This is a genomic window from Devosia algicola, from assembly GCF_028816455.1.
GTDB classification, from domain to species: domain Bacteria; phylum Pseudomonadota; class Alphaproteobacteria; order Rhizobiales; family Devosiaceae; genus Devosia; species Devosia algicola.
The window spans coordinates 171,445-192,423 of record NZ_CP118246.1 but is presented as its reverse complement, the minus strand read 5'-3'; the positions used below and the strand labels follow the sequence as shown (position 1 = coordinate 192,423).

The window sequence follows — 20,979 nt, the reverse complement described above, 5'->3', positions numbered from 1 at the left end:
AGACGATGAATATTTATGGCCGCTCGAGCAAGCGGGCGACGTAGGGCAAAATGGCGGCGACAATTTTGTTGACCCCTGCGGCGTTGGGATGGCGCAGATCGGGCTGGTTGAGCGCCGGGTCGAGTGCCACGCCATCGAGATAGAACGGGTAAAGGATTGCACCATATTGTTCTGCAAGGTCTGGATAGATGGCATCAAATTTTGTGACATAGTCATGACCAAGGGCGCGATTGGCCATCATGCCCGCAAGCAGGACCGGCACTTTTTTGGTGTCGAGCGTCGCCAGAATTTGCGACAGATTTTTTCGCACCAGATCAGGAGAAATGCCCTGCAGCATATCGTTGGCACCAAGACCGAGAATGACAGCGTCGGGTGTATCGGCCAACGCCCAATCCAGGCGCTCAAGGCCATCACCGGAGGTGTCCCCCGAAACGCTGGCATTGATCACGCGCACATCGATGTTTTGGGCGTCGAGCGCTGTCTGCAATTGGGCCATGAATGCATCATTTTGTGATAGCCCATAGCCAGCGAGCAAAGAGTCCCCATATAGGAGCAGGGTTTTTCGGCCGCCAGGGTCGGCGAGACCAGCAAGATCAGCAAGGCAAATGCTGCTGTCCATCCTCGAGCGAGCCAATTTCGCAAATACAGGCCTGACTTCATGACAAATTCCATAGCGGATACGGAGGGGATGAACCTGCACCTCACCTCGGGCAAGGCGCAGGCTCCATATTCTCAAGGATATCACGTTCGATATCAAACCGGGCGAGGTTGTGGCGGTCGTCGGCCCGTCGGGCAGCGGCAAGACGTCACTGTTGATGGTCATGGCCGGTCTTGAACGCGCCACCGGGGGCAAGGTTGCGATTGCCGGCGCGGCTCTTGATCAGCTCAACGAGGACCAATTGGCCATCGTTCGGCGAAAAAATATCGGCATCCTGTTTCAGAATTTTCATCTGATCCCCTCAATGACAGCGCTTGAAAATGTCGCGCTGGCCTTGGAAATTGCTGCAGACGACACCCCAATTGCCGACATCAAGGCACAAGCGGCAGAGGCGCTAAAAAGCGTTGGGTTGGGTGCCCGGCTCGATCATTTGCCCAGCGCGCTTTCGGGCGGCGAGCAGCAACGGGTGGGGTTGGCCCGGGCAATCGTGGGGCAACCCAAACTTTTGCTGGCAGATGAGCCAACGGGCAATCTCGATCAGGAAACCGCTGCCACGGCGATTGATCTGCTGTTTGCCCATGCGCATGCCGACAAGACAGCGATGCTGCTGATTACTCATGACATGGCGCTGGCGCGCCGCGCCGACCGGGTTATGAGGATGGATCATGGCACATTGCACGAAATCGACATGGTCCCCTCATGAATCGGTATGCCGACTGGCTCAGAGTCGCGCTGATTGACCTGAGGGGCAGCACCAAACGCTTTGTCATCCTGATCGCCTGTCTGGCACTGGGTATTGCCGCGATTGGCGTGATCAGTTCGGTCAGTGCGGCGATCAATGGCGCTATCGTGCGCGACGCGCGGGTTATTCTAGGCGGCGATCTGGAGTTACGCGCCTCCAACAAGGATATTGGAGCGGCGGAAAAAGCGGCGTTGGCCGCACTTGGACCGGTAAGCCGCGAAGTTGAACTCAATGCCCGTGCGACAAAAGGCGACCTGAGTGCCTTCTTGTCGCTCCGTGCGGTCAGCGACCTGTTTCCGCTGGTTGGGTCGGTGACATTGGCGCCCGATGGCAGTGCGGGCAATATGGCTGAGCCTGCTCGGGCAGCAGAATGGCGTTTTCGGGGCGTTGCTGGCACCACAGGCAACGCAGCGGTTGGGGGTTGCCCCCGGCGATATTGTGCGCATTGGCAGTCTCGATTTTGAGCTACGTGGGATTATCGACACCGTCCCGGACCAGGCCGCGCAAGGGTTTCAACTGGGCATACCGGCGTTTATTTCGGATGCGGCGCTGGCCCCCGCAGGACTGAGCCAGGAAGGCGCGCTCAATCGGTTCCATTACAAGATTGACCTGGGCGATAAGAGCTTCTCGGTGGCCAAAGCCGCGCTGGAGGAACAATTTCCCGACCATGAATGGCGGCTGCGGGCACCACGAGATGCCAGCGCCAGCATCGCGCGGTTTCTCGACATTTTTGGCAATTTCCTGTTGCTGGTGGCTCTATCGTCGCTGGTGGTGGGCGGATTGGGTATTTCCAACGCCGTGACGGCCTATGTTGGCGAGCGGCAGATGTCGATTGCCACCATGCGTTCGCTCGGCGCCAGCAATCATCGACTGCTATTTCATTTCGTTGCCCAGATTTTGGTGCTGTCCTTGGTGGGCCTGGTCATCGGCTTGCTGGTTGTTGCCGGCGCATCGCTGATCCTGCTGCCTTGGCTATCGGGTGCGCTGGGTCTTGCGCTGCCGCCGGGCATTGATATTTGCTCGATGCTGGCGGCGGCTGCAATCGGGCTGACCACGGCCCTGTTGTTTGCATGGTTGCCGTTGGGCATGGTGCAATCAATCCGCCCGGCTTTGCTGTTTCGCTCGGCCTCGGCAGGTAGCACCACGCAATTGGCCTGGCGCGATGTGTTGCATTGGCAGCGGGGCTTGCCCCTGCTCGCAGGTCTTGCGGTGTTGCTGGGCTTGACGGTTGTGATAACCGGCAATGTGGTTCTGGTGCTGATCTATTTTGCGGCGACGGCCTTGGCTTTGTGCCTGTTGCTGCTGGCCGCCACGCTGCTCGCGACGTTGCTGACGCGGATGCCGACACCGTCAAACCGGGCATGGCGCTTCGCTATTGCCGCTATCCAGCGGCCCGGGGCGCCGACCGCCACGGTTGTGGTGTCCCTGGGCATGGGGCTATCGCTGCTACTGTTCATCATTTTGACGCAAGGCAACCTTACGAGCCAGATTGCCGCAGAAGTCACCAATGATGCGCCAGCCTTTGTGCTGCTCGATGTTGACAAGACAACCCGGTCCGAACTTGAGGCAATGGCGGCAGGCAGTGATCAGATCAGTTCGGTTGAACTGGTGCCGATGCTGCGGGGCACGATTGTTGGACTCAACGGCAGGCCAGCGCCCGACCCCGCTGATTTGCCACGCGATGTCGCCGACATGTTCCGCGGGGATACGGCATTGACCTGGTCGACGACAATGCCGGCCGACACTGTCGTTGCATCGGGCGATTGGTGGCCTTCCGATTATTCGGGCGACACGCTGGTATCGCTGAGTACGGAAATGCAGGATGATCTCGGCCTCAAGCTCGGCGATACAATGGAAATGACAATTCTTGGGCGACCGCTGATGCTGACCATTGCCAGTTTCCGTGCCATCGACTGGCGCGCACCGACATTCAATTTTCGCATGATCCTGTCGCCGGGCGTCATCGACAAGGCACCACAATCCTATATGGGCACGATCAAGGTTGCCGACGGCGCGGCGCCCGCGGTTGAACAGCAGTTGGTCAAGGCGTTTCCGCTCCTCACTTTCATCCCGGTTGGCGACGCGATCGCGCGGGCGCAATCGATTTTGCAGACACTGATACAGGCGGTCACGCTGGTCAGCGGCTTGGCCTTGGTGGCCGGCATGCTGGTGTTGGCAGGTGCGCTCAGCGTTGGCCGCAGCCAGCGCGAGGCCGATGCGGTGGTAATGAAAGTACTCGGCGCCACGCGTCGCGACGTGATCAGCCTGTTCCTGCTCGAATATCTGCTGCTGGGGGCACTGGCGATGGTACTCGCGACGCTGATTGCTGCGCTCGGCGCCTGGGCCGTCAGCCAATATCTGCTCGAAATCGGCTTTACCATCAATGTCGGGGTGATTTTGGCGGTGGCGATCGGTGTTATTGTCCTGACCGTGGGCACGGGGGCGCTGACCACATGGGCGGCAATGTCGGCGCGACCAGCAAGTCGGTTGCGGGCGGAAACGCAATAGCACCCGCCCATGGCTCTAGAGCTTTTGCCGCAAGCCGAGTAGCATGGCACGGCACTGCCCGGAGATGAATTTGACCACGCCACCGAGTCCCGCCGACACCGATCACACCATCGAACACGCTGTCGATGCGTTCAGCCAGTTGCGTGACTATTTCGAGGGCGCAATTGTTGTGGACAGCCAAACCCGGATTACCTGGATTGATACGCGCTATCGGCAGTTGCTCAAGCTCGATCCGGCCTTTGATCCGTTGGGGTTGCATGTTGAAGAGATTATCCCCCACTCGCTCTTGCGGCGGGTGGTAGAGACGGGTCAGCCGATCCTTCTCGACATCATGAATTTTGACGACCGGCAATTTGTCGTGTGCCGAATTCCGCTCAAGGACGATGATGGCACCGTGCAGGGCGCCGTGGGTTTCGTTTTTTACGACAATGTCAATTATCTCGCGCCAATCCTCGAAAAGTTCGAGCATTTGCAACGCCAGTTGAGCCGGGCGCAGGCGGCATTGACGCGCGAGCGCAAAACCAAATATTCGCTCTCCAGCTTTGTGGGGTTCAGCGACACGGTCAAGGAACTCAAATCGGTGGTGCGTCGCTTTGCCCTGCGCGACGGCGCGGCGCTGATCCTGGGTGAAACCGGTACCGGCAAGGAATTGTTGGCGCACGCCATGCACCAGCAATCGGACCGCGCCGACGGGCCGTTCGTCGCGGTTAATGTGGCTGCCATTCCTGAATCCCTGTTGGAAGCCGAATTTTTCGGCGTTGCCCCGGGTGCCTTTACCGGGGCAGACCGCAAAGCACGACCCGGCAAGTTCGAACTGGCCCATAGCGGCACGCTATTTCTCGATGAAATCGGCGACATGCCCGCTGCGCTGCAAGCCAAATTGTTGCGCGCCCTACAGGAGGGTGAGTTTGAGCCGTTGGGCTCCAACACGGTCAAAAAGGTGGATGTGCGCATTATCGCGGCTACCTCGCAGGATCTCGAAGATCGGGTTGCCGACAAATCCTTCCGTGCCGACTTATATTATCGCATTGCGGTGCTGACCGTTCATGTGCCGCCGCTGCGGGCGCGACTCGACGACATCGCCCCGCTCTGCGATGCGCTTTTGGAGCAGACACCACGCGGCGCCAAGCAGCATGGGTGGATCATCACGCCAGACGCCGTCGAGGCGCTGCAAGGCCACGATTGGCCCGGCAATGTACGCGAACTGCGCAATGTTCTGGAACGTGCAGCGGCGCTGGCGACCAGTGAAACGCTGGACGGAACGGTGGTGCGCCGCGCCATGCCGCGCCGAGTTGGTACATCGCCGCCGCCCCATGCACAGCCAGATCTTGCAGCCACTAAGGCCGGTGCCGAACGGCAAGCCATCGTTGATGCGCTGGCAGCCAGCAACGGCCAAAAAACGGCGGCAGCGGCGAGCTTAGGCATCTCCCGGTCGCAGTTTTACGAAAAACTGCGCCGCCATAGCATTGATGGCTAATGTCCGGTTTTCCGGACGCTGTCGCACACACCGTCCCATATTTCGGACATTTTGGCGGGTGATGATCGCTTGAAAGCTGCCGAACTCCAGCAAAACCTGGACTGGCACGGAACTTGATAGTGTTAGGCCAAAAGACCGAGCCGAAAAGGCTTGTAACAGGGCGGAGCAAGAGTGACTGAGACCAGACGCGTCGCGTTGGTAACGGGTTCGACGAGCGGCATCGGACTGGCCATTGCCAAAAAATTTGCGACCATCGGATATGATGTCGCCGTCAACAGCTTTGAAGACGAGGCCGACGTTGCCGAGGCGATGGCGGACGTTTGTGCACTCGGTTCGGGGCAAATCGCCTATTTTCGGGCCGACCTGGCTGATCCTACCGACAGTTTCGAACTGGTACAGTCTGTCGTTGCCCGATTTGGTCAACTTGACGTGCTGGTCAACAATGCCGGAATCCAGAAAGTCGCCCCGATCGAAGAACTCCCGCCTGCCGACTGGGACCGCATTCTGGCGATCAGCCTCGATTCCGCATTTCATACCATCCGCGCCGCCATTCCGGGCATGACGGAGCGCGGCTGGGGGCGCATCATCAATGTTGCGTCGGCGCATGGTCTGCGCGCCTCGCCGTTCAAATCAGCCTATGTCGCCACAAAGCATGCAGTGGTCGGGCTTACCAAGACGGTGGCGCTGGAAACGGCGGAAAAGGGCGTTACCGCCAATGCAATCTGTCCGGGCTATGTCTGGACGCCACTGGCGGCGACCCAGGTTGCCGATCAGGCCCGGGCGCATAATCTGAGCGAAGAGCAGGTCATCCGGCAGGTCATGCTGGCGCCCCAGCCAACGCGACAGTTTGTGCAACCTGAGGAAATCGCCGAGATGGCCGCCTATCTCTGCACGGACATGGCCCGCTCGATCACCGGATCGACCATTTCCATTGATGGCGGGTGGACCGCCAAATGATCGAAGCGTTTGAGCCAAATCCGGACACAAAGGGCGACATCATCCTGTCTGCCCGCGATTTGACCAAGCGTTTTGCCGGGTTTGTTGCGGTCAATGGGGTGAATTTGGATATTGAGCGTGGCTCGATCCACGCGCTGATCGGACCTAACGGCGCGGGCAAGACAACCTGCTTTAACCTGCTCACCAAGTTTTTGCAGCCCAGTTCGGGAACAATCCATTTCAACGGACGCAATATTACCGACCTGCCCTCGGCTGATATTGCGCGGCTTGGCGTGGTGCGCTCATTTCAGATTTCGGCGGTATTTCCGCGCATGAGCGTGGCGGAAAATGTGCGTATTGCCTTGCAGCGGCGACGCGGCGACAGTTTTGATTTCTGGCGGGCACAGCGTGTGCTGAGTGATTTTGACGATGAAGCGCTGCGGCGTGTCGATGAAGTGGGGCTTAGCGAATTTTCCCATGTCATGGCGGGTGACCTGTCCTATGGACGCAAGCGAGCGCTGGAAATTGCCACGACACTGGCGCTCGAGCCGGAAATGATGCTGCTGGACGAGCCGATGGCGGGTATGGCGCAGGAAGATGTGACGCGCATTTCGGCGCTGATCCGCACCATTTCGGCCAATCGCACCATATTGATGGTCGAGCACAATCTGTCCGTTGTTGCCGATCTTTCCGACCGCATCACTGTTCTGGCGCGCGGCGAAGTGTTGGCCGAGGGCAGCTATGACGAGGTTTCCAAGCATCCCGGCGTTGTCGAAGCCTATATCGGGGCCAGCCATGAGTGAGGCGATGCGCGCAGGACATGAGGCGATGACCGACGACGCGCCGATGCTCAAGGTGGAAAACCTCGAGGGTTGGTACGCAGAAAGCCATGTCTTGCACGGTGTTTCCTTTGATGTACGGCCCGGCGAGGTGGTAACGCTTCTCGGCCGCAATGGTGCGGGTAAGACCACAACACTGCGCGCCATCATGGGAATATTGTCCAAGCGGCAGGGGTCGGTACAGTTTGACGGTCGTGAGCTGATCAAGTTGGCGCCGCGTGATATTGCGCGTGCCGGCATTGCTTTTTGCCCTGAAGAGCGTGGGATTTTTTCCAGCCTTTCGGTCGATGAAAACCTGATGCTGCCGCCGCAGGTCAAATCGGGTGGATTAAGTCGCGAAGAAATTCTGGACATGTTCCCCAATTTGCGCGAGCGACTTTCGAGCCAGGGCACCAAGCTTTCGGGCGGCGAACAGCAGATGCTGGCCATCGGGCGCATTTTGCGCACCGGCGCAAAATTCCTGCTGCTGGATGAACCCACCGAAGGGCTGGCGCCGGTCATCGTGCAGCAGATCGGCAAAACACTGGTCGATCTCAAGGCGCGCGGCTTCACCATCGTGCTGGTGGAGCAGAATTTCAGGTTTGCAGCTTCGGTCGCAGACCGTCACTTCGTTGTAGAACAAGGGCGGGTCATCGACATGATCCCCAACCATGACATCAACAACAACATCGAAAAACTGCACACCTATCTGGGTGTGTAAGGAACAGCCGGCAATTGGGCTGGTGTAATTGGGAGGATATCAAACATGAAATTGAGAACTTTGGCACTGGCCTCGTTGGCCGCAATACTCATGGCGGGTTCGGCCATGGCGCAAACGTCGGTCAAGATCGGCGTCCTTAATGACCGGTCGGGCATTTATGCCGATCTGTCCGGTGAAGGCTCGGTAATTGCTGCCAAGATGGCGGTCGAGGATTTTGACGCTGCCGCCAAAGGCATCAATGTCGAAATCGTGTCGGCAGATCATCAGAACAAGCCCGACATCGCCTCCAACATTGCCCGTCAGTGGTATGATCAGGATGGTGTAGACGCCATTTTTGACGTGCCGACCTCATCGGCGGCGCTGGCCGTGGCTGAAATCAGCCGCGACAAGAACAAGATATTCATGGATTCGGGCGCTGGTTCGGCCGATCTGACGGGCAAGGCCTGTTCGCCCAATACCGTGCACTGGACTTATGATACCTGGGCGCTGGCGCACGGCACCGGCTCGGCACTGGTCAAGGAAGGCTTCAAGAAATGGTTCTTCCTGACTGCTGACTATGCCTTCGGGCAGGCGCTGGAAAAAGATACCAGCGCGGTGGTCACCGAAAATGGTGGTGAAGTGGTTGGCGCCGTGCGGCACCCCTTCCCCGGCACTGACTTCTCGTCTTATCTGCTTCAGGCTCAGGCCTCTGGCGCTGACGTTATCGGGCTGGCCAATGCTGGTGGCGACACCGTCAACGCCATCAAGCAGGCTGCCGAGTTCGGCATCACCCAAGCCGGTCAGAAACTGGCCGCGCTGCTGATCTTCATCACCGACGTGCATGCCCTTGGCCTGGAGACTGCTCAGGGTCTGGTACTGACTGAATCCTTCTATTGGGACATGAACGATCAGACCCGCGCATGGTCCAAGCGCTTTGCCGAACAGAACGGGGGCAATATGCCAACCATGGTGCATGCCGGTGTTTATGCCAGCGTCCTGCACTATCTCAAGGCCGTTGAAGCAACGGGTGGCACAGACGCCACTGCCGTTATGGCCAAGATGAAGGAAATGCCAACTGACGATCCGCTGTTTGGCAAGGGCGAAATCCGCGCTGATGGCCGTCACATTCACGATATGTATCTGTTCCAGGTCAAGTCCCCTGAAGAATCCAAGGGCCCATGGGACTATTACAAGCTGCTCGCAACCATCCCTGCCAAGGACGCCTTCCGTCCGCTGGCTGATGGCGGCTGCGATCTGGTCAAATAAAGTCTGAAACTGACGCTCCCGCGCTGCGGGGGCGTCTCCCTATTTACAAGGCAGGATCACTTCATGTTCGAGCTTTTGGGCATTTCACCTCAGGTGCTCTTCGGGCAATTGCTGCTTGGGCTGATCAATGGCTCGTTTTATGCCCTTCTCAGTCTCGGCCTCGCCGTGATCTTTGGCCTGTTGAACATCATCAATTTCAGCCATGGCGCCCAATATATGATGGGTGCGTTCGTTGCGTGGATGCTGCTGACCTATACCGGCATCAATTACTGGTGGGCGTTGGCGCTGGTACCAATCATTGTCGGAGCCTTTGGCGTTGGTATCGAGCGGCTGATGATTTCAAAACTCTATCACCTCGACCATCTTTATGGCCTGCTGCTGACCTTCGGTCTGGCGCTGATCATTCAAGGTGTCTTCCGCAATGAGTATGGCGTTTCTGGCCTGCCTTATTCCATCCCCGCCGAACTGTCGGGCGGGCAAAATCTGGGTTTCATGTTCCTGCCCAATTACCGCGCCTGGGTGATCTTTGCTTCGGCCATTGTCTGCTTTTGCACCTGGTTTGCCATTGAGCGCACGCGGCTGGGAGCCTATTTGCGCGCCGCGACGGAAAACCCGACGCTGGTCGGCGCCTTCGGCATCAACGTACCGCGCATGATTACGCTGACCTACGGGTTTGGTGTTGCGTTGGCGGCATTTGCCGGGGTGCTCGCGGCGCCAATCTATTCGGTCAATCCCAATATGGGAGCGGATCTGATCATCGTGGTGTTCGCGGTTGTGGTTATTGGCGGCATGGGATCGATCCTGGGCGCTATTCTGACCGGTTTTGGACTGGGGATCGTGGAAGGGCTGACCCGCGTATTTTATCCTGAAGGGTCTGCCGTGGTCATATTTGTCATCATGGCCATCGTGCTGCTGCTCAAGCCCGCAGGTCTGTTCGGAAGGGCCGCATCATGAGTGTTGAAACCCAAGTGCGAAGCCAGGCCGAGGCCCTGCCCGTGGGCACGCCACGACTGCACATCATCATTTTTGCGGTGCTGCTGGTGCTGCTGTTGATCGCGCCCTTCGTGCTTTACCCGGTCTTTTTGATGAAAGTCTTGTGCTTTGCCCTGTTTGCCAGTGCGCTCAACCTTCTGTTGGGCTTTGGGGGTCTGCTCTCGTTTGGCCACGCGGCGTTTTTCGGGTCAGCCAGCTATATAACCGCTTACGCCGCCAAAGACTGGGGCCTATCGCCAGAGTTGGCCATATTGCTGGGCACCGCCGCCGCAGCAGCACTGGGGCTTGGTATAGGCGCGCTGGCCATTCGCCGCCAAGGCATCTATTTTGCCATGGTGACGCTGGCCTTCGCGCAAATGGTGTTCTTCTTTGCGGTGCAGGCACCCTTCACCGGCGGCGAAGACGGCATACAGGCCGTGCCGCGCGGGCACATGTTCGGCTTTATCGACCTATCGTCAGACCTGACGCTTTATTTCGTCGTGCTGGTCATTGTTTTCGGCGGCCTGCTAGGCATCTACCGGATCATCCACTCGCCCTTCGGGCAGGTGCTGAAGGCCATTCGCGACAATGAACCGCGGCTGATTTCGTTGGGCTACAAGGTGCAGCGCTACAAGCTGGCAGTGTTCGTCATGTCCGCCACGCTGGCTGGACTGGCCGGAGCAACCAAGGCGCTGGTGTTTCAGCTTGCCTCGCTCACCGACGTTTACTGGACCATGTCGGGGGAGGTTGTGCTGATGACGCTTCTGGGCGGTATGGGCACCGTGTTCGGCCCATTGGTGGGTGCAGCGGCGCTGGTCACCATGGAGAACTATTTCGCCGGGCTGGGTGCATGGGTTACCGTGCTACAAGGCGTCATCTTCGTTATCAGCGTGCTGCTGTTCCGGGAGGGCATTGTGGGGGTTATTGCCCGCCTCACCAAAAAGTCACTTTAGACTTGCAATATCACGGCCCGGCTTTCGAAAGCGAGAAAGGATACGGGCGTGAGAATCTATGTGACGAGTGTTTTTGTCAGTGATCAGGCAATGGCGCTGAAATTCTATACTGATGTCCTTGGCTTTGCCGTCAAAACCGACGTGCCAGCAGGGGAGTATCGTTGGTTGACTGTTGTGGCGAAAGACGAGCCCGATGGCACCGAATTGCTGCTGGAGCCAAGCGAACACCCGGCGGTTGGCCCCTATCGGACGGCCTTGGTACAGGACGGTATTCCGGCAGCCTCGTTTCAGGTGCCCGACCTTGATGCAGAGGTCGCAAGGCTTGTCGACCTTGGGGTCAAATTTACCCAAAAGCCCGTCGATGCCGGGGCCGTAAAAATGGCGGTCTTGGATGATACCTGCGGCAATCTGATTCAACTGGTCGAGATGACGCCGGGGCAATAGCAGCGCCAGGCGCCACATCATGCTTTTGCACGATCAATTCGCGGCACCGCTCTACGGTTTGGTGACGCAAATGGCGTAACGGTCCTGCACCAGCCGCTCCAACCCCTGCAACGGTTTCATCTTGCGGGCCTGCGCCCAATGGATGTCGCCCAGTTTGCGGTCGATAACCGGATCGACGAGATCCTGCGTCCTGAAGCAGTGTAACCACCGCCTCGGCAGGCATCGCTCCTGAAAAATGCACTTGCGTGCGAATAGTGGCCAGACGCGCCGCCATCGCCGGGGCCAGATGCTGCCTTGGTTGGGTCAGCGACAATCGCTCCAGTATGGCGCGCAGATGAGACACCCAGGCTCTTCCGGCCCATATTGGCATCAACGATCAGCAGTTTGCCACCGGGCCTGAGCAGCGCGAACCATTCGGCAAAGGCGGCTCTGGGGTCGACCAGCGTCCAGACCAGGTGGCGATTGGTGATGACATCATAGCTTTGGCGCGGCTCCATGGTGTTTTCGGCATCGCGCAGAATGAAGCGAATGTTGGCACGCCGATTTGCAGCCTTGTTTCGGGCCTGTTCAAGCATCGCCTCGGACCAGTCGGCGCCGGTGACGGCAAATCCGGCATCGTGCAGCAAATGGGAAATGACGCCGGTGCCGCTGGCCAGATCCAGGGCGTTTCGCCCTGCCCCGTCGCCCAAATGTCTGGCGAGTAACCGCTGCCAGCCCCGCCGCTCGGCGTCAGAAAAAATCTCGTGTCCGACGCTTTGGTCAAAGGTTTCGGCACGCTCGGACCAAAATGCCTGGATTTCATCGCGAATAGAATAGTTTGAGCCGGTACTGCTCATGCTCGTCTCGTCGGTCAAAGTGCTATCACCTTGGAATTGCTCTAAAAGATATAACTTGATATTACGCATCATGTTTTATATCGCAGCGACGTAGCACTAATTCTGCGAGATGGAAATGACCTTTTTACGTCGGCTTTCGACTTCAGCAATCATACTGACCACCCTGTTCGCCGGCCCGGCGTTTGCCCAGGCGTTCAGCGTAACCGACATTGCCGGGCGTGAAGTCAAATTCGACAAGCCTGTTGAGCGTATCGTTCTGGGTGAAGGGCGGATGATTTATGCCATCGCCTCGGTGACCAAAGGCGATCCGTTCGCCAAAATTGTCGGCTGGCGCAATGATTTGTGGACCACTGACGTCACCAGCTTCGATCAATATGCGGCCAAATTTACAGAGGTCAAAGCCCTACCCTTCGTCGGCAATATAGAGGATGGCACCTTGCAGACCGAGGCGGTAGTGGCGCTGCATCCCGATCTGCTGTTGCTGCCGATCGGCGCCAGGGAAGCCGTCGACGAGACCAAGTTGCAAAGCGTTCTCGACGGTGTCGGAGTCAAAATAGTCTTTGTGGATTTTCGCGAGCATATCCTTTCCAACACCGAGCCCAGCCTGGAAATTCTGGGCAAGATATTTGGCACACAGGATCGCGCCGAAGCGGTGATCAAGTTCCGTCGCGAGCAGTTGGCTCGGGTCACCGACGTCATTGCGGCCCATAATCCGCCCCGCCCCGAGGTATTCATGTATCGGGCCGCCGGGTTAGTGGAATGCTGCGGCACTTTCGGCGCCGACAATTTCGGCAAAATGGTGGATATGGCTGGCGGCAATAATCTGGGATCGCAGTTCCTGCCCGGCTATACCGGCTCGATCAATCCAGAACAGGTCATTGCCTCGAACCCCGATGTGGTGGTGGTTACCGGATCGGACTGGACCCATATTGCCAATGGCAAGTCCTTTGTCAGCGTTGGTCCGGGCACAGAGGGTGTCGCAGATGCGAGCCGAGCGGCGCTCAAGGCGCTGGTAGAGGCTCCGGCGTTTACCGGCTCAACGGCGCTCAAGACCAATAATGTGCACGCGATCTGGCACCAGTTCTATAACAGCCCCTATCACTTTGTGGCGGTGCAGCAATTGGCCAAATGGTTCCACCCGGAGCCTTTTGGAGACCTTGACCCGGAGGCGACGTTCAAGGAATTTTCTGAAAAATTCCTGCCGATTGACTTCAAGCCTGGCTATTGGCTCTCGCTGGATGATGGTGCCTAGTCATGGCGGCAATCGAAGCCTATGGCGATGAGATCACGGCCCTGTCCGGGCGCGCGCTGTACCGCGTGCACACGCGCCGAAAATTGATCATTCTCGGCCTGATGGCCTTGGCCCTATGCTTGAGCTTTGCCATCGATCTGGCCTGGGGTCCGGCCCACTATGGACTGGATCAGGTCATCATCGCGCTATTTGATCCCGGTGCCGTATCCGATCAGGTTCGCACCGTGGTCTGGGATATTCGCCTGCCGGTTGCGGTGATGGCGATTGTGGTTGGCGCGGCCCTGTCACTGGCCGGTGCGCAGATGCAGACCATACTGGCGAATCCGTTAGCCAGTCCGTTTACGCTGGGCATTTCTGCGGCGGCCAGCTTTGGTGCAGGGCTGGCCATTGTCACCAGCGTGCCGTTGCTGCCGGTTGCCGCCAGCCTGATTGTGCCTGCCAACGCCTTTGTCGCCGCGCTCGGGGCGACGCTGTTCATCTATCTGATTTCGCAGGCGCGCGGGGTTTCCGTGCAGACCATCGTGCTGTTGGGCATTGCACTGGTCTTCACCTTTAATGCACTTTTGGCGTTTTTACAATTCCTGGCCTCGGAACAGGCGCTGTCGGCAGTGGTGTTCTGGACCATGGGCAGTCTTGCAAAGGCGACATGGCCGAAGATCGCGGTGACCCTGGCGGTGCTGCTGATCGCGCTTCCCCTGTTTGCGCGCAATGCCTGGGCGCTGACCGCTATCCGGCTGGGCGACGACAAGGCCGCCAGTTTTGGTGTCAATGTGCGGCGCATTCGGCTTGAAACAATGTTGATGGTATCTTTGCTGACCTCGGTACCGGTCAGTTTTGTTGGCACAATCGGTTTTGTCGGGCTGGTGGGACCGCATATCGCGCGGATGATCCTTGGCGAGGATCAACGGTTCTTCCTGCCCGGCTCGGTACTGGCCGGGGCACTATTATTGTCGCTGACCTCGATTGTTTCCAAATCCATCATTCCGGGCGTGGTGTTTCCCATCGGCATCATCACGGCGCTGGTTGGTGTGCCCTTCTTCTTTTCCCTGATCATCACAACGATGAGAAAGTCATGGTAAGTTTGCAGCTGGACAATGTTGGCGCTGCCTACGGCCGAAAAGCCATCGTGTCGGGCGTGTCCGTTCCCGCGATTGGCGCCGGTGCCGTCGTGGCGGTGATCGGCCCTAATGCTGCAGGAAAATCCACCCTGTTCAAGCGCATTGCCGGACTGGTCAAAGGGCCAGGTGCGGTGCGCGTATCCGGCAGCGGCAAGGGGCGCAACGCCATCGGTTACATGCCTCAGGACAGCGCGGCCAATGCGGTGTTGAGCGTTTATGAATCGCTATTGCTGGCGCGCAAGCAAGGATCGTCGTGGTCGGTGGCCGACGATGATCTTGTTTATATCGACGGCGTGCTACACGCGCTCAATATCGCTGAATTGAGCTTTCTTGATCTGGGCGTCCTCAGTGGCGGCCAGCGCCAGCTGGTTTCAATGGCGCAGGCGCTGGTGCGCGAGCCTGACATTTTGCTGATGGACGAACCGACCAGTGCGCTCGACCTGCACCGGCAGGTCGAAGTGCTGGAGTTTGTGCGCCGACAGGCCCGCGAGCGCGGGATGATCGTGATGATTGCCCTGCATGACCTCAATCAGGCGTTACGGTTTGCCGACACTGTGCTGCTGATTGATCAGGGCGCGATGCGGGCCTGCGGCGCCCCGAGTGCGGTTATCACGGCCACGATGTTGCGTCAGATTTACCGGGTCGAGGCGCGGATCGAAAAATGTTCGCGCAACCTGGACCATGTGATCGTGGACACAGCCGCCGCCTGATCAACCGGCAAATCGTCGCGTGCGAACAGTTGCGGGTTTCAATGGCGGCGCGGCGTGATAGGAATGTGCCGACTCAAAATCAGTGCGGATAGTGCACGAATGCCGTCATCCAACAGCGTCAGAACCCGTCCCAACTCAGGTAAACTGCTTAGTTTGCTGACGCCCTACTGGCGCTGGATTGCCCTGCTTGTTGGCCTGACCATTGCCAGCAACGCGCTTAATCTGGTCGGCCCGCAACTGATTTCGCGGGCGATTGATAGCGGGGGGACCGATTACTCGCTTCTCACCCTGACGGAACAGTTTCTGGGGCTGGCGGCTGGTGTTTTCGTTCTGACCTACGGCCAGTCGATTGTTCAAACATTCGCGGCAGAGAAGGTGGCGCGCGACCTTCGCGCCAAGCTGATCGCAACCATATCCGGCCAGGATTTTGCCTATGTTCAAAAGGTAACCGCTGCCCGTTTGCTGACCAATCTTACCTCGGATGTCGATGCGGTAAAATCCTTTGTTTCCCAGGCCATATCGTCAATCGTTTCCTCGCTGTTCCTGATTTTAGGCGCCAGTATATTGTTGATCCTGATCGACTGGCAGTTGGCGCTGATCGTGCTGATGGTGGTGCCGATCATCGGGTTCTCGTTCTTTTTTGTGCTCAGCCGTGTACGCCCGCTGTTTCGCAGTGGGCAAGAAGCGCTGGACTGGCTCAACAAGGTCATCAATGAGAGCATTCTTGGCTCGTCGCTGATCCGACTGATCAATTCCCAGGCGCTTGAATATGACAAATTCATTGCCGCCAATGGCGAATCCAAGGCGATCGGGTTGCGGATCGTGGGGATGTTTTCGGCGCTGATCCCGATCATCATTTTCATGACCAATCTGGCAACGCTGGCAATTGTCGCCTTTGGTGGCCATCTGGTGATTTCAGGCACCATGTCGCTGGGCGATTTTACCGCGTTCAACAGCTATCTGGGCATTTTGATTTTTCCCATCCTGATCATCGGCTTCATGAGCAATGTGGTGGCGCAGGCCTCGGCCTCCTACGAGCGCATCGGAACGGTGCTGGCCAGCCCACCGCCCGAACCATGGGGCGCGCGCGACAAAGCCTTGCGTGGCGATATTGAGGTCAGCGCCCTGACGGTGCGCTATGGCGACAAACTGGCGCTCGACAATGTGAGCTTTTCGGTGCCTGCGGGTACGCGCACCGCCGTCATCGGCCCGACAGCGGCGGGCAAGACCCAGTTGCTATATGCCATGAGTGGCCTGATTGCCCCGGAAAGCGGGCATGTTCGCTATGACGGACACACTATCACTGACTATGACAGGCAGGCGTTGCACCAGCAGGTCGGGCTTGTGTTTCAGGACAGTGTGACCTTTGCCCTCAGCCTGCGGGAAAATATCGCCTTTTCCAATACCGTGGATGATAGCAGCATCGACCTGGCGGTTCGCACCGCCGAGTTGCAGGATTTTGTCGCCTCCCTGCCCGGCGGTCTCGATACAATCATTTCCGAACGCGGCACCAGCCTGTCGGGTGGTCAAAAACAGCGCATCATGCTGGCGCGGGCGCTGGCGCTCAATCCCAAGGTGTTGTTGCTCGACGATTTTACCGCGCGTGTTGATACCCGCACCGAGCGCAAGATCTTGGCCAACGTTGCGGCCAATTATCCGGGGCTGACCCTGGTATCGGTTACCCAGAAAATCGGCCCGATAGAAGACTATGATCAGGTGGTGGTGTTGATGGAGGGCGCAGCGCTTGCCGTCGGCACGCATGCCGAACTGATCCACACCTCACCAGAATATGTGCAGATCCACAATTCGCAGCAAAGCACAGACGACTATGCATTACAGGCTTAACACCAAGGACACCAACCAGTCCAAAGAGCCGCTGCGCGTCGGGCTGACGCGCCTGTTGCCGGTCATGGCAGGTGAAGGGCGCAATGTGGCGCTGGCTTTTTTCGCCATCATCGTCTCCTCGTCGACAACGCTGACGGCGCCCCTGATCATTGCCCATATCGTTGATCGATTCATCGCGACGGGAGACTATCAGGGCGTGTTTGTCTGGTCGGGGATATTGCTCGGAATCTATCTGATCGGGCTGGTTTCATCCTATGTTCAAAGCCGCACCATGGGCCGGGTCGGCAGGCGCATCCTGTTTAACCTGCGCAATGCCATATTCACCAAGTTGCAGGAATTGCCGGTCGCCTTTTTCAACCAGAACAAATCGGGCGACCTGATTTCGCGCATCAATAATGATACCGACAAGATCAACCAGTTTTTCGCTCAGGCGCTGATGCAGTTCCTGTCCAATGCGGCGTTGATCGTGGGGGCGGGCATTTTGCTGGTGAGCCTGAACCCCCGGCTGGGACTGGCGGCGCTGGTGCCGGCCATCGTGGTGTTAGGCGCCACCAGATTGCTCAGCGGCTGGGTCAAGCGCACCAGCTTTGCGAGCCTGCAAACGCTCGGCGGACTCAGTGGCGAAATTCAGGAGAGCCTGGCCAATTTCAAGGTCATTGTTGCCTTCAACCGGCTTGACTATTTCCGCGACAAGTTCGCCGGTGCCAACCAGGCCAATTACGCCGCCTCCGTCAAGGCCGGGGTCGCCAGCAATATCTTTTTGCCGCTCTACGGGCTTGCCGCCAATCTGGGCACGCTGATCGTTCTGGCTTATGGCATCGTGCTGATCAGCAATGGTGAACTGACCACGGGCCTGCTGATTGGCTATATTTTATACGTCACCAATTTTTATATGCCGCTGCGCCAGTTAGCGACCATCTGGGCGTCGCTGCAGTTGGCTCTGGCAGGGCTTGACCGCATCTCCGAGGTACTGGCGCTTAAATCGGACATGGCTGTCGTGCCGTCCGACAATACCAAAGGCGACGCCGTCATGGGTTTTGAGAGTGTCAGCTTTCACTATCCAGGTGGTCAGGATGTCCTGACTGACATCAATTTTTCGCTTGAACGCGGCAAGACCTATGCGCTGATCGGCCCGACGGGCGGCGGCAAGACCACAACGGCTTCGCTGATGGCGCGACTATACGATCCGAGCGCCGGCACCGTGCGGCTCAATGGGCGCGATATTCGTGCCTTCACCGCCCAGGAACGCGCCGACGCCATCGGCTTTATCCTGCAAGAGCCGTTCCTGTTCACCGGCACGGTTGGTGACAATATCAGTTATGGCAATGCCGCCTTTGCCGATCTGGCCGACGGCAAGCTTTCCCAAAAGCTGGATGAGGCGGGACTTTCGCGATTATTGAGCCGGTTCGACCAGGGGTTGGACACGCCGGTATCCGCCAGCGGCGACGCCATGAGTCTTGGGCAAAAGCAGTTGATAGCCTTCATGCGGGCGGCATTGCGCAACCCACAACTGCTGATCCTTGATGAAGCTACCGCCAATATCGATACTGTAACGGAAAAACTGCTCGAAGATATTCTGGACGCCCTGCCCGCGCAAACGACCACTGTAATCATCGCCCACCGGCTCAACACCATCAACAATGCCGACGAGATATTTTTCGTCAATGGCGGGACCGTGACGCCAGCCGGGTCGATGGAGAGTGCAGTAGACATGTTGCTCAATGGCCAGATGCGCAGCTAGCCGCAGCCGCTTTTGTTGAGGGGCTGGCGCCCGACCCGGTTTATCGTGTAGAGGGCAGGTTTACCCGCAAACAGGAAAACCCGCATGGCTCAGCATAAAGTGATTTTTGACACCGATCCTGGTGTCGACGATGCCATGGCGCTGCTGTTTCTTGATTTGCACCCAGATATTGATCTACTCGGCATCACGACCGTTTTCGGCAATGCCACCGTCGAGACCACCACGCGCAACGCGCTGTTTCTCAAGCAATTGTGGAACATTGATGCGCCGGTGGCGCGCGGCGCTGGCCGGGCCATTCACCCCGATCGCATCGAGGGGCCGCCGCCGACTTTTGTCCACGGCGACAATGGGCTTGGCAATGTCGCAGGTGTTCCCGAGACCGTTTCGATCGAACCGGATCCGCGCCCGGCGGCACAGTTCATTGTCGACATTATTCGCGCCAATCCCGGCGAGGTCAGCATCGTTGCCGTCGGTCGCATGACCAATCTAGCCTTGGCCATCGCGCTGGCGCCCGATATTGTCGATCTGGTCAAGCAAGTCGTCATCATGGGCGGTGCCTTTGACGTGCCGGGCAACCTGTCGCCTGCCGCCGAAGCCAACATTATCGGCGATCCTGAGGCGGCGGATACAATCATGACGGCGCCCTGGAAAGTCGTCGCCATTGGTCTTGATGTGACGCACCAGACGATAATGACCCGCGCCGAAATGGCCGAGATCGCCGAGGTCGGCGGGCCCAAGGCGCAATTCCTGTCTGATCTCTCGCAGTTTTACATCGACTTTTACAGTCACGTCATCAATGACGGTATGTTCGTGCATGATAGCTGTGCGGCAGTTTATGTCGTGGCGCCCGAACTGTTCACCATGCGACGCGGTGCGGTGCGCGTGTCGTGCGAGGGGATCGCGGTGGGCCAGACCATCCAGAAGCCGGACGGCACGTTTTTTCCGCCCGGACCGTGGGACGGGATGCCGAGCCAGGACGTTTGCGTTGAAATCGATGCGTCCGCAGTCATGGCACTGATCAAAAGGACCATCTCTGGACGGTAGTTTTGGGCGCAGGCTATTTGTCCAGTGCTTTTCTGGCGCGTTGCCAGATATCGCCCTCGCGACCGTGCGGTGACCCCTCGCGCAACCAGATGTCATAGGCGCGCTGGCGCAGGTGCTTTTCCTCGGCGCGCTGCCAGTAAATATCGGCCAGACCCTCGGGGGATCCGTCCTGCTCCCATAGAAAGTAGGCTGTGTTGGCGATCGCCTGATGCCAGTCGTCCAAGGCAGTTTCTTCGGCTTCGCCATTTTCAGGTTCGTCAGGGGGCGCCATGGACACTATCCGTTTGACTAAAAGCCCCGCCCAAAGGTTTGGGCGAGGCCATATATTGGTATTCTAGACCCAATATGGGGCGATACCATAATAGTCATAGACCTGACGACCACGCTCGGGCGTCCAGATAAAATCATCGTCATCGTGATATTTCGGTGCGCCCTCGAGCTGCTCCTTGTTCACATCGACGCTATAGCCATTCAAGTCCTCGTCATAGTCGAGTTTGGACCAGGGCAGCGGATAATGCTCGTGGCCCATGCCCATGAAGCCACCAAAGGCCAGAACGGCGTAGGAAACCTTGCCGCTACGTTTTTCGAGCAAAACGCGCTCAATGTGACCGATATGTTCGCCGCGCAGCGAATAAACCTTGGTGCCTTCAACCCGATCGCTGGCGATCAGATCGTGGCTTTCCTTGATGTCGGGATTCTTGTCCGAGGCATCTGCATATTGGCTTGCCATTGTCATTCTCCATTGCTGAGTGGAAGTGAGGGTACAACGGCGTGAAATCAGACAAGGTTCCGCAAATTTGATCGGGTACGGGACCGTACCAAGCGGCAGGAAACTCGGTCGACCGCGTCACAATGGACCATCTCATGGTGCCAGATATTTCGTTTGCGCGGGCAACAAACCGCCCAAACCACAAATATTGAGCCAAGACAGTGCAGAAGGGCTTTTGACAGGCCGGTAT

General features: G+C 58.1%; 20 protein-coding genes and 1 pseudogene. 17 read left to right on the top strand and 4 right to left on the bottom strand.

What is annotated here, in order from left to right:
- Positions 1 to 13 precede the first annotated feature (13 nt).
- Positions 14 to 556 (bottom strand): arylesterase, encoded by a 543-nt coding sequence (locus PSQ19_RS01040; RefSeq protein WP_328517784.1) that lies wholly within the window; start codon positions 554 to 556, stop codon positions 14 to 16.
- A 214-nt stretch (positions 557 to 770) separates the two neighbouring features.
- On the opposite strand from PSQ19_RS01040, the gene PSQ19_RS01035 reads away from it, so the two are divergent.
- From PSQ19_RS01035 to PSQ19_RS00985, 11 genes are all read left to right on the top strand, one after another.
- The gene (locus tag PSQ19_RS01035; protein ID WP_282219249.1) at positions 771 to 1,361 is read left to right on the top strand and encodes an ABC transporter ATP-binding protein; all 591 of its coding nucleotides are present in this window, start codon (positions 771 to 773) and stop codon (positions 1,359 to 1,361) included.
- A complete protein-coding gene (locus PSQ19_RS01030) occupies positions 1,358 to 1,864 on the top strand; it encodes a hypothetical protein (RefSeq protein ID WP_282219248.1) in 507 nt (168 codons plus the stop codon). Before PSQ19_RS01035 ends, PSQ19_RS01030 begins: the two co-directional genes overlap by 4 nt.
- Entirely contained in the window at positions 1,839 to 3,908 is a 2,070-nt protein-coding gene (locus PSQ19_RS01025) for an ABC transporter permease (protein ID WP_328517783.1), read from the top strand. The genes PSQ19_RS01030 and PSQ19_RS01025 overlap by 26 nt, the downstream gene beginning before the upstream one ends.
- A gap of 70 nt (positions 3,909 to 3,978) precedes the next feature.
- On the top strand, positions 3,979 to 5,385 hold the full coding sequence (locus PSQ19_RS01020) for a sigma-54 interaction domain-containing protein (protein WP_282219247.1): 1,407 nt from the start codon (positions 3,979 to 3,981) through the stop codon (positions 5,383 to 5,385).
- 171 nt (positions 5,386 to 5,556) lie between these two features.
- A complete protein-coding gene (locus PSQ19_RS01015; protein ID WP_282219246.1) occupies positions 5,557 to 6,342 on the top strand; it encodes a 3-hydroxybutyrate dehydrogenase in 786 nt (261 codons plus the stop codon).
- Positions 6,339 to 7,124, top strand: a complete 786-nt coding sequence (locus PSQ19_RS01010; protein WP_282219245.1) for an ABC transporter ATP-binding protein — start codon at positions 6,339 to 6,341, stop codon at positions 7,122 to 7,124. Before PSQ19_RS01015 ends, PSQ19_RS01010 begins: the two co-directional genes overlap by 4 nt.
- The gene (locus PSQ19_RS01005; protein WP_282219244.1) at positions 7,117 to 7,860 is read left to right on the top strand and encodes an ABC transporter ATP-binding protein; all 744 of its coding nucleotides are present in this window, start codon (positions 7,117 to 7,119) and stop codon (positions 7,858 to 7,860) included. The genes PSQ19_RS01010 and PSQ19_RS01005 overlap by 8 nt, the downstream gene beginning before the upstream one ends.
- Positions 7,861 to 7,905: 45 nt before the next feature.
- Positions 7,906 to 9,105, top strand: a complete 1,200-nt coding sequence (locus tag PSQ19_RS01000) for an ABC transporter substrate-binding protein (protein ID WP_282219243.1) — start codon at positions 7,906 to 7,908, stop codon at positions 9,103 to 9,105.
- Between the two features lie 63 nt (positions 9,106 to 9,168).
- Positions 9,169 to 10,059, top strand: a complete 891-nt coding sequence (locus PSQ19_RS00995; RefSeq protein ID WP_282219242.1) for a branched-chain amino acid ABC transporter permease — start codon at positions 9,169 to 9,171, stop codon at positions 10,057 to 10,059.
- The gene (locus PSQ19_RS00990; RefSeq protein ID WP_282219241.1) at positions 10,056 to 11,030 is read left to right on the top strand and encodes a branched-chain amino acid ABC transporter permease; all 975 of its coding nucleotides are present in this window, start codon (positions 10,056 to 10,058) and stop codon (positions 11,028 to 11,030) included. The genes PSQ19_RS00995 and PSQ19_RS00990 overlap by 4 nt, the downstream gene beginning before the upstream one ends.
- A 48-nt stretch (positions 11,031 to 11,078) precedes the next feature.
- Positions 11,079 to 11,474, top strand: a complete 396-nt coding sequence (locus PSQ19_RS00985) for a VOC family protein (protein WP_282219240.1) — start codon at positions 11,079 to 11,081, stop codon at positions 11,472 to 11,474.
- Between the two features lie 51 nt (positions 11,475 to 11,525).
- Here PSQ19_RS00985 and PSQ19_RS00980 read toward each other — a convergent pair.
- Positions 11,526 to 12,310 (bottom strand): annotated as a pseudogene (locus PSQ19_RS00980) (class I SAM-dependent methyltransferase).
- Between the two features lie 115 nt (positions 12,311 to 12,425).
- On the opposite strand from PSQ19_RS00980, the gene PSQ19_RS00975 reads away from it, so the two are divergent.
- From PSQ19_RS00975 to PSQ19_RS00950, 6 genes are all read left to right on the top strand, one after another.
- Positions 12,426 to 13,562 carry an ABC transporter substrate-binding protein gene (locus PSQ19_RS00975; RefSeq protein ID WP_282219239.1) on the top strand — a complete coding sequence of 379 codons (1,137 nt, stop codon included), beginning with the start codon at positions 12,426 to 12,428 and terminating at the stop codon, positions 13,560 to 13,562.
- 2 nt (positions 13,563 to 13,564) lie between these two features.
- Positions 13,565 to 14,641: a FecCD family ABC transporter permease gene (locus PSQ19_RS00970; protein WP_282219238.1), complete on the top strand. Its 1,077-nt coding sequence runs from the start codon at positions 13,565 to 13,567 to the stop codon at positions 14,639 to 14,641.
- Positions 14,635 to 15,390, top strand: coding sequence for an ABC transporter ATP-binding protein (locus PSQ19_RS00965; RefSeq protein ID WP_282219237.1), 756 nt, complete (start codon positions 14,635 to 14,637; stop codon positions 15,388 to 15,390). Before PSQ19_RS00970 ends, PSQ19_RS00965 begins: the two co-directional genes overlap by 7 nt.
- Before the next feature lie 99 nt (positions 15,391 to 15,489).
- Positions 15,490 to 17,235, top strand: coding sequence for an ABC transporter ATP-binding protein (locus PSQ19_RS00960; protein WP_282219236.1), 1,746 nt, complete (start codon positions 15,490 to 15,492; stop codon positions 17,233 to 17,235).
- Positions 17,219 to 18,976 (top strand): ABC transporter ATP-binding protein, encoded by a 1,758-nt coding sequence (locus PSQ19_RS00955; RefSeq protein ID WP_282219235.1) that lies wholly within the window; start codon positions 17,219 to 17,221, stop codon positions 18,974 to 18,976. Before PSQ19_RS00960 ends, PSQ19_RS00955 begins: the two co-directional genes overlap by 17 nt.
- An 84-nt stretch (positions 18,977 to 19,060) precedes the next feature.
- A complete protein-coding gene (locus PSQ19_RS00950) occupies positions 19,061 to 20,020 on the top strand; it encodes a nucleoside hydrolase (protein WP_282219234.1) in 960 nt (319 codons plus the stop codon).
- 13 nt (positions 20,021 to 20,033) lie between these two features.
- On the opposite strand, the gene PSQ19_RS00945 is transcribed toward PSQ19_RS00950, so the two are convergent.
- Together PSQ19_RS00945 and PSQ19_RS00940 are read right to left on the bottom strand one after the other, a co-directional pair.
- Positions 20,034 to 20,291 carry a DUF2934 domain-containing protein gene (locus PSQ19_RS00945; protein WP_282219233.1) on the bottom strand — a complete coding sequence of 86 codons (258 nt, stop codon included), beginning with the start codon at positions 20,289 to 20,291 and terminating at the stop codon, positions 20,034 to 20,036.
- A gap of 63 nt (positions 20,292 to 20,354) precedes the next feature.
- Positions 20,355 to 20,750, bottom strand: a complete 396-nt coding sequence (locus tag PSQ19_RS00940; RefSeq protein WP_282219232.1) for a PRC-barrel domain-containing protein — start codon at positions 20,748 to 20,750, stop codon at positions 20,355 to 20,357.
- Between the last annotated feature and the right edge of the window lie 229 nt (positions 20,751 to 20,979).